The sequence below is a fragment of the uncultured Cetobacterium sp. genome, from assembly GCF_947072685.1.
GTDB lineage: Bacteria > Fusobacteriota > Fusobacteriia > Fusobacteriales > Fusobacteriaceae > Cetobacterium_A.
In genome coordinates this window covers 49,216-62,307 of the sequence record NZ_CAMTIK010000006.1, presented here as the reverse complement: position 1 = coordinate 62,307, position 13,092 = coordinate 49,216, and the positions used below count along the sequence as shown (strand labels likewise).

Here is a 13,092-nt window from a genome sequence, read left to right as displayed (position 1 = left end):
GAATCATCCCCTTAATTGAATTTTCTTTAAAACTCCTTTTACTGCTTCTTCAATAGTTTTAAACCCTTTCAACTCATCTTTACTTATCAGTGTATCTATTTCCTTTTTACTATAGCCTAAAGATTCCAGTGCTAAATAAAGCTCATCCTCAATCAAGTTATTCAGACTTTCTCCAGCCGGATCCTCCATTGACATAAGATTTAAAGTTTTTATTTTATTATTCAAATCAATTATTATTTGCTTAGATTTTTTCTCACCTAATTTTGGAACTCTTTTTAAAGTTTTAAAATCTTCATTTAAAACAATCTCTCTTAAGTTATCTATTGAAAAAGTTGACATTATAGAAAGCGCTAAAGATAGCCCTATTCCACTTATTCCAATAAGCATCTCAAAAAGTACTCTCTCTCTCTCCTGTAAAAACCCAACAAGTTTAAATGCATCCTCTTTTATAACATTATAAATAAACAACTCTTTTCTTTCATCTATCTGTACTTGATCATAAGTTTTTAAAGTTATATAGACTCTATAACCTACACCATTTACATCTATAGCTAAATATTCCGGTTTTTTTACTTTTATAACTCCATTTAAATACTCAAACATTTTTATCTCCCTATTTTTTCAAAATTTTCTTTAGATATTTTCCAGTATATCCTTTTTTAGATGATGCTACTTTCTCTGGCGTTCCTGTTAAAATTACTTTTCCACCACCATCTCCACCTTCAGGTCCTATATCTATTATATAATCAGCATTTTTTATAACATCTAGATTATGTTCAATAATTATAACTGTACTACCTCTTTCTATAAGCCTATCTATAACTTCTAATAACTTTCTTATATCCTCAAAGTGTAATCCTGTTGTCGGTTCGTCCAAAATATATATTGTTTTCCCTTTAGAAACTTTCGAAAGTTCACTAGCTAGTTTTATTCTTTGAGCCTCTCCTCCAGATAAAGTTGTTGCTGGTTGCCCCAATTTTATATAATCCAGACCCACATCCACCAAAACTTTTAATTTTCTTTCTAAACTTGGAATAGTTTTAAAAAAATCATAGGCCTCTCCAACACTCATATCCAAAACGTCCGATATATTCTTTCCTTTATAATAAACTTCTAAAGTCTCTCTGTTATATCTTTTACCTCTACAAATTTCACACTCCACATATACATCCGGTAAAAAATTCATCTCAATTTTTATTATTCCGGCTCCTTGACAAGCCTCACACCGTCCACCTTTTACATTGAAAGAAAATCTTCCTTTTGAATATCCCCTAGATTTAGCATCTTTTGTTTGAGAAAAAATATCTCTTATGTCGTCAAAAACCTTTGTATATGTAGCTGGATTTGAACGTGGAGTTCTTCCAATCGGACTTTGATCTATATCAATAACTTTATCTAATTGTTCAATGCCCTCTATATTTTTATATTCTAAAGGGTAGAGTTTCCCTTTATTTAGTTTATTAAACAGTATTGGATATAGCGTCTGATTTATAAGTGTTGATTTCCCACTTCCACTCACTCCTGTCACAACAGTAAGTATGCCTAAAGGAATATCCACATCAATATTCTTTAGATTATTTCCTTTAGCACCTTTTAATGAGATATATCCCTGAGAATCTCTTCGAACCTTTGGTACAGGTATTCCTATCTCTCCTTTTAAATACTTTCCAGTCATAGAATCAGGATTATTTATAATCTCACTTGGTGTTCCTTTGGCTACAATTTCACCTCCAAAACTTCCAGCTCCAGGACCCATATCCAATATATAATCCGCTTGATACATGGTATCCTCATCGTGCTCCACTACAATTAAAGTATTTCCTAAATCTTTTAATCTGTTTAAAGTTAATAATAGTTTGTCATTATCTCTTTGGTGAAGTCCTATGCTCGGTTCATCTAAAACATATAATACACCTGTAAGACCGGATCCAATCTGGGTTGCCAACCTTATTCTTTGAGATTCACCACCTGATAAAGACTTTGTTTCTCGAGACAAACTTAAATAATCCAATCCAACATTGATCATAAAACTTATTCTCTCTTTTATCTCTTTCAAAATTTCAGAAGCAATCTGAGTCTCTTTTTCTGTAAGTATAATATTTTCAAAAAATAAAAGTGAATTCTTTATACTCATCTCCGTTATTTCAATTATATTTTTATTACAAACTGTCACTGCTAAAACTTCTGGTTTTAACCTTTTTCCATTACAAACCTTACATATTCTATCAATCATAAAACGATTTTCAATCTCTTCTCTCATGCTTTCTGAAAATGAATCATTATATCTTCTTTCTAAGTTCTTAACAATACCTTCATAGTCCTTTTCTCCGTGAAAACTAAATTCTTTTGAGTCATAATCTACTCTGAACTTTTTACCACTTGTACCATAAAATATTATATCTAACTCCTTTTTTGATAGATTTTTTACAGACTTTTCTAAATCAATATCATATTTTTTAGCCATAGACTCAAATATTGTCCAAGCATATCCCTTCTTAGCCGAGGCTGCTCCCGGCACATAAAGCCCACCCTTTAATATTGATAAATTTTCATCCTCTATTAAACGACTTTCATCTATTTCTAACTTTTTACCTATTCCCTTGCACTCAGGACAAGCTCCAAATGGTGCATTAAAAGAAAATAATCTTGGAGTTAAATCTGGAATACTTATATCCTCGTGATCTGGACAAGAAAAATTTTCACTGTATATATGTTCTGCTTCACCCCAATTTATTATTACCTTTCCTTCTGAAAGTTCAATTGCCTGTTCAATACTCTGGGTTAACCGACTTTTAAACTCATCTTCCTCCTTATCCACAACAATTCTATCCACAACAACTTCTATATTATGTTTTTTATTTTTATCTAAACCTATCTCCTCTTCCAAGTATAGTATTTCACCATCTACTCTAGCTCTTACAAATCCTTTTTTTACTAAATTTAAAAACAAATTTTTATGGGTTCCTTTTTTATCTTTTATAACTGGACTCATCACTACTAACTTATCTTTATTTTTAAATTTTTCATAAATATTTTCTACAATTTCATCAACACTTTGTCTTTCAACAACTTTTCCACAAATGGGACAATGAGCAACACCGATATGTGCAAATAGAAGTCTCATGTAATCATATATCTCTGTAACTGTCCCCACTGTAGATCTAGGATTTTTATTCGTTGTTTTTTGTTCTATTGAAATTGCTGGAGCTAACCCTTCAATACTATCTACCTCTGGTTTTTTCATCTGCCCAATAAACTGCCGAGCATACGCTGATAAACTCTCGACATATCTTCTTTGCCCCTCAGAATAGATTGTATCAAAAGCAAGTGATGACTTCCCACTTCCACTCACTCCTGTTACCACAACAAATTTATATTTAGGGATCTCTATATCAAAATTTTTCAAATTGTGCTCTCTTGCACCTTTTATTATTATTTTATCTAACATATTTTCTCACTCCTTAGTAAAAGACCCTCTTAATTGATAAGAGGGTAAAAGTTAATAATATTCTATTAATCCATTTTCATAAAAACTAAAATGTGACTCCTCGCTCACAATTATGTGATCTAAAAGTTTTATATCAACTTTCTCTAATATACTCTGCATTTCTAAAGTTAGCTCTATATCTTTTTTAGAAGGTGTTAAATTCCCACTTGGATGATTGTGTGCAAAAATTATTCCTTTAGCTCTATTATCTATAGCTCTCTCCATTATTTTCCTAGGATATACAACACTTCTGTCAATTGTTCCTTTAAAAAGAATTTCATCACAAACTATTTTATTATCACTACTTAGATATATCACTTTAAACTCTTCACTCTTTAAAAAGCCCACATCTCCTTTTAAATAATTTATTAATTCGCTCTTACCTTTTAAAGATGTAATATTCATTTTATGAATATTTTTATAGTATTGGTTCAGAGTCACATCTCCTATAACTTTTAAATATATTGCTGTCTCTTTTCCTATCCCATCTATTTTTTGCAAATCATTGACCTCAGCTTTTAAAACCTTTTCAATGGTTTTAAATCTACCCAACAGATCTTTAGCGATACTTTTACAATCCCTCAATTTTATTGAATACGTTAATATAAGTTCTAAAATTTCATAATCTTCAAACCCTTTATAACCCGTTTTTAAATACTTCTCACGTAATCTCTTTCGGTGTCCTAACATTTGGTCTTTTTCCAAATCCATCACCCCTCACTACTTTTATTGAAATATTTTATAAACCTCATCCTTAGTTTTCATAACTTTAGGAATTTCTACAGCTGCCTTTAAAATTGGATATGCCAAAACTGCTCCTGTTCCTTCACCTAAACGCATCTCTAATTGTAAAAAAGTGCTTAAATCTAAAGCGTCCATAACTATTTTCATACCTGGTTCTTCACTCATATGAGTTCCTATTATATACCCTTTAACTTTTGGCTCTATTCTTGTGGCTACCAGAGCTGCTACTGCCGATATAAATCCATCTATCAACATAGGTTTTCTTTCCAGAGCTGCACCCAGATAAAGTCCAACCATGCAAGCTATATCTAATCCCCCTACTGTTCTTAGAACTTCAATCGGATCTTTATTGAATAGATTATATTTTTTACAGGCCCCAAGTATAACATTTTTCTTTTTTTCTAATCCTTCATCTGAGAGTCCTCCACCTCTTCCAACAACTCTTTCTATACTTTCCTCAGTTAAAGCATAAAGAACTGCTGAACTTGTCGTTGTATTAGCTATCCCCATCTCTCCATTTGAATAAAAATCAAAAGTTTTTTTACTCCTTATCATTTCCACTCCGACAGATATCGCTTTTATAACCTCAGATTCGCTCATAGCTGGCTCTAAAACAAAATTTTTTGTCCCATAGGCAACCTTTCTTTTATATAAATTTTCATAATTACCTAAAATATCCCCATTTATTCCAACATCTATTAAATTTAATGGAATATCTAGACTTTTACATAAAATACCAATTGCAGCAAAAGAACTTAGCATGGCTTCCGACACAATTCTTGTATACTCAAGTGGACAAGATGATACCCCTTCCTCTATAACACCGTTATCTGCTGATGCTATAAAATGACATCCTCTTTTTAATTCATTCAATGGTTTTCCAGTTATTCCTGCAACTTTTATTGATAAATCTTCTAATATTCCTAAACTTTTTTCTGGTTTCATTCGTGAGTCCAAAATCTCTTTGCAAGTTCTCATAGCTTCTTCATCTACAGCCCTTATCTCTCTTTTAATATTTTCAATCTCTTTCAATTTTACTATCCCCCTATATTGAGCCCTTTTAAAATTGGATACCCTTCTGAAAATTCTATAATTACTATTCCGCCATTTTTCACACTAAATTTCCAATAAGCATTTAATCCAACAGAAAAATAATGACTCAAAATTGTATTAATAACTCCCCAATGGGTTACTAAAACAGTATTTTTATTTAAATCTAACTCTTTTTCAATGAAATCTATCGCTCTTTTTTGGAGTTGTAATACACTCTCGCCCGTTTCATAATTATAATTTTCCCAGTCTTCTTGACTTTTTTTCACTTCTGCTGGATATTTTTCTAAGAGTTGTTGATAACTATAACCTTCAAATATTCCAAAATTTATCTCTCTTAACTCTTTTGTTAATACTAAATTTATCTTTTTATAATTTATAATTTCTGCTGTTTCTTTTGCTCTTTTTAAGTCGCTTGTATATATTTTATGGTATTCTAATTCTTTTAATATTTTCTTAGCACTCTCCGCTTGTTCCATTCCTTCAGGAGTAAGTATAGGGTCCATTATACCAAAAAATACTCCTGCCGTATTTAATTCCGTTTCTCCATGCCTAACTAAAATTATCTTCCCCATTTTTCACCTACAATATTATATACATAAGAACTAATGCTAAAACCGATGAGAGTTCTAGCAGTGCCCCCAAAGTATCACCCGTAATTCCACCAATTTTTTTAGTTATTAATTTTCCAAAGAAAAATCCTGTCGCTGTCATTATATTTAAAATTATAAACATATTCACAAAAGGAAGATTAAAGTAGTTTGATACTAAATATAAAAATCCTGTTACTAATAAGTATGAAATACCTAATCCCATTCCATCAGTGTTATCTACAAATGTTTTTCCCATGCCACTCGCTCTTGCATATGGCTCAAATGTACAGTTAACAACACTATTAATCCTTGACAAAACAGGTACTATCAGCATTATTACACCTTGACTAACTCCAAAAAATTCTGATGTTTCCATTAAAAATGCTATTTTAAATATAAAATACAGTACTAATACTAAGACTCCATTTGTTCCTACCCTAGAGTCTTTCATTATCTCTAACATCTTTTGTTTACTTCTATAACTAAAAATTCCATCAAAAGTGTCAGCTAATCCATCCAAATGAAGTCCACCCGTCATTATTACATCCAGTGTTACCAAAATTATTGACATCAACAAAGGTGATGGTATACTCCCTTCTAAAACTGTTGCGACTATCAAATTTATAGCCCCTATTACCATACCAACAACTGGAAACCACTTCATCCCTTTTCCTAGTTCTTTTGAATCGAAATTATTTCCACCAGGAAATGGCAGCCTTGTCATAAATTTAAAAAGTAATGCTAAACCTTTCATATCTTCCTCCAAACTCTATTTTAATTTTAATTTAAAACCTGAAACTACTAAATGAGCTTCATCCGATCTATTTCCAACTAGTTGATTCATTCTTCCACAGATATCTCTAAAATATCTCCCTAATGCGTATGGCGGTACAACCCCCATCCCTATCTCATTTGAAACAACAATTATATCAAGTGTACTCTCTTTTACAAATTCTAAAGTTTTTATTACTTGATTCTCTATATTTTTCTCTATTTTCGCTAACTCCTCCTGAGAAAGATTATCCCAGTCTCTTTCCGTATCCAAAATCATATTGTTGCTGACCATATTTGTTAAACAATCTAAAAGGACAATCATATTTTTATTCTTATACATCTCTAGATATTTATAAATATCCTTATATGCCTCAATAGTTATCCATTCTTCGCCTCGTTGAAGTTTATGAAGCCTTACTCTTTCTCTCATCTCTTCATCAAACGTTATCGAGGTTGCTACATAAATCCTATCCTTTTTACTTTCAAAAATTAGCTCTTCTGCCAATCTACTTTTCCCACTTCTAGCTCCACCTGTAATATAAATTATTTTCCCCAATTCACTCACCTTTTCCAGTCTTATAATATCTTAATAGTATCACAATACAGTCAAAACTTCAACAAACGAAAAAGAGCACTTAACCTCTAATGTTAAGTGCTCTTTGTTTACAATTTTTTACTTTTGGAAATGTCTTTCTAATAATCCTAAGAATGCTCTTCCATGTCTTGCTTCGTCTTTTGCCATTTCATGAACTGTATCATGGATAGCATCAAGTCCTAATTGTTTTGCTCTCTTTGCAATCTCAAACTTCCCTGAAGTTGCTCCGTATTCTGCTTCCACTCTTCTTTTTAAGTTCTCTTCAGTTGAATCAGTTACTACTTCTCCTAATAACTCAGCAAATCTTGCCGCATGTCCAGCTTCTTCAAAAGCTATTCTTGTATAAGCTTCTGCTACTTCTGGGTACCCTTCTCTATCTGCAACTCTAGCCATAGCTAAGTACATACCAACTTCCATACACTCACCGTTAAAGTTTGCTCTTAATCCTTCAAGAATCTCTTGATCATTACAAGCTAAACCTTCTCCTACTTTATGTTCAGTTGCCCAAACTCTTCCTGCTGTTTCATCATAAGCAACACATTTATCTAATCCAACTTTACATAAAGGACATGCCCCTAAAGCCTCTTCAAAAACTTCTCCACATACTGTACATTTTACTTTTGCCATTTTAAAATCCTCCTCGAAATATTGTATTTTATATTTATTTTTTCATTTTTGTTTTGATTTCTAATTTGTAATCGTTACAAATCTGTTCATAAATATAATATACACCTTTTTCGTAGTTATGTCAAACTTTTTTTATTTTTTTTTATTAATTTTTTCTATATGTTATAGCTTCCATTAAATGTGATTTTTCTATATCTTTACTCGAACTTAAATCGGCTATTGTCCTTGCTACTTTTAATATTTTATGGTATGTTCTCATCGAAAGATTTAAACTCCTAATTGCTCCTCTCATTATTTTTTCACACTCTTTATCTAAAACACAATATTTTTCAATATCATGGTTGAGCATATCTCCATTTAATTTCTCTTTTCCAAATCTATTTTTTTGAAACTCTCTAGCTTTTAAAACTCTTTCTCTAATCACTTCTGATTTGTCCCCACGACTATCTTTTAATATTTCATTCTCATTTAAACGGTATATCTCTATATATAAATCTATTCGATCTATTATAGGCCCAGAAAGTTTTTTTAAATACCTCCTTATATCAAAAGGTGTACATGTACATAAATCTTCATCAAACCCATTTCCACACGGACACGGATTACAAGCTGCTACAAATATCATTTTAGCTGGGAACTCCATTTTACCTAAACTTCTTGTTATGGATATTCTTTTTTCTTCTAAAGGTTCCCTTAAACTTTCAGTTACTACTCTATCAAATTCTGTAAATTCATCTAAAAATAACACACCGTTATTTGCTAAACTAATCTCTCCCGGTTTTGGTATTCTTCCACCACCAATTATAGCTGTCGCTGTTGATGTATGGTGAGGATCCCTAAATGGCCTATTTACTATAATTGGATTTTTTTCATCCAATTCTCCTGAAACACTATATATTTTTGTCGTCTCTATAATCTCTTTTTCAGACATCGATGGCAAAATAGTTATCAACCTTTTTGCCAACATTGATTTCCCACTTCCGGGAGATCCCACCATTATTATATTATGTCCTCCCGCTGCCGATATTTCTAAAGCTCTTTTAGCTGTGCTTTGTCCTTTTACATCCCACATATCCATCAATAGCTCTTTTTCCTTAAAATTATAAGCTGTTCTTTTACTTCTAACCTCACCCAACTCTATAAAATTGACAGCATCTCTTATATTTTTTACTGGAACTATGTGGATTCCTTTTATTATTGAAGCTTCTTCAAAGTTTGTTTCTGGAATTATAACCCCTTTAAATCCTTGAGATTTTGCCATTAAAACTCCACTTATAACCCCCTCAGTTCTTCTAACTTCACCAGTTAATGAAAGTTCTCCCATAACTAAATATTCACTCAATACTCCTCTATAATCAGAAATAAATTTCATTCCCAACATAATCCCCAAAGCTATTGGTAAATCAAATTGGGATCCAGATTTTTTTATATTTGCAGGAGTCAAATTTACTATCAATCTTCTCGGTTCAAGCATATAACCCATATTTTTTATAGCCGATCTTATTCTATCTCTACTTTCTGATATTGTGGCATCACCGAGTCCTACTATATTGAATATTGGCAATCCATTCACAACATCCACTTCTACCTCTACTAAAAATGGTTCAATCCCTAAATAACTTGAGCTCAATATTTTTACTAACATAAAAACCTCCCACAAATAAAAAATACAAAAAAAAGAAGAGCAAATAATTTTGCTCTTCCATTGAAGCTAATTAACTATTCTTTTCAACTACTATTTTAGCTAAAACTCCATTTATGAATTCATGAGATTTTTCGTCCCCATATTTTTTAGCTAGTTCTACAACCTCGTTAACCACAATTTCTGCTGGAACATCTTCAAATAAAACCTCATAAGTTGCTATTTTTAAAAGTGCTTTTTCTACACTTCCAACCCTTTCTAAGCTCCAACCTGTTATGTTATTTTTTAAAGTTTCTACCACTTTTTCATCATTTATAGACATTCCTTTTGAATATTTCTCTATAAACTCCTTCTCATTTGTATTCAATTTAGTATCATCTCTCAACAAATAACTTTCTAAAGTCTCATCAATTTTAACTTCATTTAACTCCGACTCAAAAACTATTTTAAATAACTCTTCTCTCGCTACTCTTCTACTCATTTTGTTTCCTTTCTAATCCTTTAATCTATTTAATATTTGTTTTTTTATTTTGTTTTGAAACCCTGTATCTCCTATTTTATATCCTACAAAACCTAAAACCAATATAAATATTGCCTTTAAAATTCCATATTCAATTAAAAGAACTCCACTTATAAGGCCTATTATAGCATATAGATATTTTTTAAAGTTAAGAATAAAATTTTCAATAATTTTTTCTAAGTTCATCTCTATGCCTCCTTATTCAACTGGATCTTTTTTTATAGATAATTTTGATATTTTTACCTCTATATAATCAACTTTTAAATCTAGTTTTTCTTCTAAGTTATCTTTTATCAAACTCTGTATATCCGTTGTTTTTGTTGATAAACTAGAATTCGATAGCATATCTAAATTTATTTTTACAAAGTATTTTTTACCTTTATTCCCACAATCGATCTTTAATCCTTTTATATCTCTATCTTTTGATAATATCTCTCTAATTAGATTTTTTACTGTATCTGTTGATATATGAACTGATCCATATTCATTTTTTATAACATAATCTTCCTCTTTTGAAAAATTGGAAAATAGTTTTAAAATTGATATAAACATATAAACTAAAGCTACATTTAATATTGTTAATTTAAACAAAAGTGAGCTCGTATCCACAGTAACAAAGTATTTAGGCATTGCTATATACGCGACTCCTATAACAGATATCACAAATATTCCTATCCAAGCAAAGAAAAATATTATTTTTTTTATCACTAAAACTCACCCCTATAAAGAAAGATTAGAGGCGTATTTTGAACGCCTCTTTGTTCCTTTTATACAATCTCTATATCTTCATGTCTCTCGTCTTGATCTGAATCCGATAGGATTTTTACATCTTGAACAAAAACATTTACTTCTACAACTTTCAATCCAGTCATTGTACTTATAGCCGCTAAAACATTCTTCTGAACATTTTGAGCTACCTCTGAAATTTGATATCCATACTCTACAATAATATAAACCTCTACACTACACTCTTTTTCTCCGACTTCAACTTTAACCCCATTTGTAAGTCTTTTTTTTCCTAGCATTTTACTCACTTCATCTGCTACTCCACCTGCTAATTTATAAACTCCCGAAACATCTTGAGCTGCTTTAGCTGATATAGTTTTTACAACGTCATCTGCTATCTTTATATTCCCTAATTCGTTCATAAAACACCTCCGTAGATTTTATATTTATATTATTACATTAATTTTATTTTTTTCCTAGCTTTTCTTTTATTTTTTTTCGAAATTTTCCTCTATAAACTTTGTAGTCACTTTTCCGTTTCTATAAACTTTATTATCTAAAACACTTAAATGGAAAGGAATTGTTGTATCAATTCCCTCGATAATATACTCACTTAAGGCTCTTTTCATTTTTTCAATAGCCTCTTCTCTTGTTATGCCGTGAACTATTAACTTTCCAATCATCGAATCATAATATGGAGATATTTCATATCCTTGATATGAATGCGAGTCCACTCTTACTCCTGGTCCACCTGGAACAATATATGTTTCTAGTTTCCCTGGTGAAGGTAAAAATCCTGCTGCTGTGTCCTCAGCATTAATTCTACACTCTATAGCATGGCCAAATAGAACTACATCTTCTTGTGATATATTTATTCTCTCTCCTTCAGCTACCTTTATCTGAAGTTTTATAATATCTATTCCTGTTACCATCTCTGTTACTGTATGTTCAACTTGAACTCTTGTGTTCATCTCCATAAAATAAAAATTATCATCTTTATCTACTAAAAACTCAAGTGTTCCTGCGGAATCATAGCTTATTGATTTTGCCAGTTTAACTGCAGCCTCTCCCATAGCTTTTCTAACTTTTGATGGTAGCTTATATGATGGTGACTCCTCTATTAACTTCTGATGTCTTCTTTGGATTGAACAATCTCTTTCTCCTAGATGGATTACATTTCCATGTTTATCTCCAATAATTTGTACCTCAACATGTCTAGGATCCTCTACAAATTTTTCTATGTATACATCCGGATTTCCAAAAGCTGAATCCGCTTCTGTTTGAGCAGCTATAATCTTGCTTTCTAACTCCTCTTCTGTTCTAGCAAGTCTCATCCCTTTTCCACCACCACCGGCAGTTGCTTTTACCATCACGGGATATCCAATTCTTTCTTGAATTTCTTTTTTAGCATCCTCAATATTTCTAACAATGCCTGTTCCATTTGTCAAGGGTACATTGTTCTCTATTGCGGTTTTTCTTGCTGTAGCTTTATCTCCCATTCTTTCAATCGCTTCAGGACTTGGTCCTATGAAAGTTATATTATGCGTTTCACAAATTCTAGCAAATCTTGCATTTTCTGATAAAAATCCATATCCAGGATGTATTGCATTTGCTCCTGTTATTTCCGCGGCTGCTAAAATATTAGGAATTTTTAAATATGAATCATTACTTAATGCTCCACCTATACAAACAGCTTCATCAGCTAATCTAACATGCAAGCTCTCTTTATCTGCTTCCGAATAAACAGCAACAGTTTTTATACCAAGTTCTTTTGCAGCTCTTATTATTCTTACTGCAATCTCCCCTCTATTGGCAATCAATATCTTTTTAAACATCTGTTTCCTCCCGATTATCTTCCTGTAGACTTCACTTTTATTAGAATTTTTCCATAATCTACTATCCCACCATTTTCAACAGTTATCTCAGTTATTTCTCCACCTACGGTAGCTCTTAAAGGAGTTTTTAATCCCATTACAAAAATATATCCTAAATCTTGACCTACTTTTATTTTATCTCCAATAGATATTAAATTTTCATAATAATATTTACCTATACCTGTAGAAACTATTGTTTTTATCAGTTCATCTTTTTTCTGAACTACTTTAGAAACCTCTAGCTTTTCTTTCACAAATGTTTTTTTAGGTTCAGGTGATTTTTTTATTTTAATCTTTATATTTTCATCCTGTTGGTACTCTAACTCTGTAAGACCACACTCACTTAAAATATTAATTAAATCTTCAACTTGAAACTCTTCTTTTTTCATAAGTTCCTCCACCTATATTTATATTACTTATTTTATCACAATTTTTAAAATCATTCAAGATAGCATTACAC

Annotated in this window: 15 protein-coding genes; all 15 read right to left on the bottom strand. The window is 31.3% G+C overall.

Annotated features, from left to right (window positions below; translation table 11 throughout):
- Nucleotides 1–3: 3 nt before the first annotated feature.
- On the bottom strand, nucleotides 4–603 hold the full coding sequence (ruvA, locus tag Q0V67_RS03395; protein ID WP_297597063.1) for a Holliday junction branch migration protein RuvA: 600 nt from the start codon (nucleotides 601–603) through the stop codon (nucleotides 4–6).
- Between the two features lie 10 nt (nucleotides 604–613).
- The gene (uvrA, locus tag Q0V67_RS03390) at nucleotides 614–3,448 is read right to left on the bottom strand and encodes an excinuclease ABC subunit UvrA (protein ID WP_297597061.1); all 2,835 of its coding nucleotides are present in this window, start codon (nucleotides 3,446–3,448) and stop codon (nucleotides 614–616) included.
- A 51-nt stretch (nucleotides 3,449–3,499) separates the two neighbouring features.
- Nucleotides 3,500–4,192 carry a DNA repair protein RadC gene (gene radC / locus Q0V67_RS03385; RefSeq protein ID WP_297597059.1) on the bottom strand — a complete coding sequence of 231 codons (693 nt, stop codon included), beginning with the start codon at nucleotides 4,190–4,192 and terminating at the stop codon, nucleotides 3,500–3,502.
- Between the two features lie 21 nt (nucleotides 4,193–4,213).
- On the bottom strand, nucleotides 4,214–5,263 hold the full coding sequence (gene cobT, locus Q0V67_RS03380) for a nicotinate-nucleotide--dimethylbenzimidazole phosphoribosyltransferase (protein WP_297597057.1): 1,050 nt from the start codon (nucleotides 5,261–5,263) through the stop codon (nucleotides 4,214–4,216).
- A gap of 5 nt (nucleotides 5,264–5,268) precedes the next feature.
- Nucleotides 5,269–5,856, bottom strand: a complete 588-nt coding sequence (locus Q0V67_RS03375; protein WP_297597055.1) for a histidine phosphatase family protein — start codon at nucleotides 5,854–5,856, stop codon at nucleotides 5,269–5,271.
- Nucleotides 5,857–5,863: 7 nt separating this feature from the next.
- A complete protein-coding gene (gene cobS / locus Q0V67_RS03370) occupies nucleotides 5,864–6,628 on the bottom strand; it encodes an adenosylcobinamide-GDP ribazoletransferase (protein ID WP_297597053.1) in 765 nt (254 codons plus the stop codon).
- 15 nt (nucleotides 6,629–6,643) lie between these two features.
- Nucleotides 6,644–7,204, bottom strand: a complete 561-nt coding sequence (cobU, locus tag Q0V67_RS03365; RefSeq protein ID WP_297597052.1) for a bifunctional adenosylcobinamide kinase/adenosylcobinamide-phosphate guanylyltransferase — start codon at nucleotides 7,202–7,204, stop codon at nucleotides 6,644–6,646.
- Between the two features lie 117 nt (nucleotides 7,205–7,321).
- Nucleotides 7,322–7,870, bottom strand: a complete 549-nt coding sequence (locus Q0V67_RS03360) for a ferritin family protein (RefSeq protein ID WP_297597050.1) — start codon at nucleotides 7,868–7,870, stop codon at nucleotides 7,322–7,324.
- 145 nt (nucleotides 7,871–8,015) lie between these two features.
- Entirely contained in the window at nucleotides 8,016–9,515 is a 1,500-nt protein-coding gene (locus Q0V67_RS03355) for a YifB family Mg chelatase-like AAA ATPase (protein ID WP_297597048.1), read from the bottom strand.
- A gap of 70 nt (nucleotides 9,516–9,585) precedes the next feature.
- Nucleotides 9,586–9,993: a transcription antitermination factor NusB gene (nusB, locus tag Q0V67_RS03350; protein ID WP_297597046.1), complete on the bottom strand. Its 408-nt coding sequence runs from the start codon at nucleotides 9,991–9,993 to the stop codon at nucleotides 9,586–9,588.
- 12 nt (nucleotides 9,994–10,005) lie between these two features.
- The gene (locus Q0V67_RS03345; RefSeq protein WP_297597044.1) at nucleotides 10,006–10,218 is read right to left on the bottom strand and encodes a DUF2273 domain-containing protein; all 213 of its coding nucleotides are present in this window, start codon (nucleotides 10,216–10,218) and stop codon (nucleotides 10,006–10,008) included.
- A gap of 12 nt (nucleotides 10,219–10,230) precedes the next feature.
- Entirely contained in the window at nucleotides 10,231–10,740 is a 510-nt protein-coding gene (gene amaP / locus Q0V67_RS03340) for an alkaline shock response membrane anchor protein AmaP (protein ID WP_297597042.1), read from the bottom strand.
- Between the two features lie 59 nt (nucleotides 10,741–10,799).
- Complete coding sequence (locus Q0V67_RS03335; protein WP_297597040.1) at nucleotides 10,800–11,180, bottom strand: Asp23/Gls24 family envelope stress response protein; 381 nt, start codon at nucleotides 11,178–11,180, stop codon at nucleotides 10,800–10,802.
- A gap of 66 nt (nucleotides 11,181–11,246) precedes the next feature.
- Nucleotides 11,247–12,593, bottom strand: coding sequence for an acetyl-CoA carboxylase biotin carboxylase subunit (gene accC / locus Q0V67_RS03330; protein ID WP_297597039.1), 1,347 nt, complete (start codon nucleotides 12,591–12,593; stop codon nucleotides 11,247–11,249).
- A gap of 14 nt (nucleotides 12,594–12,607) precedes the next feature.
- Complete coding sequence (locus Q0V67_RS03325) at nucleotides 12,608–13,021, bottom strand: biotin/lipoyl-containing protein (RefSeq protein WP_297597036.1); 414 nt, start codon at nucleotides 13,019–13,021, stop codon at nucleotides 12,608–12,610.
- Nucleotides 13,022–13,092: the final 71 nt, after the last annotated feature.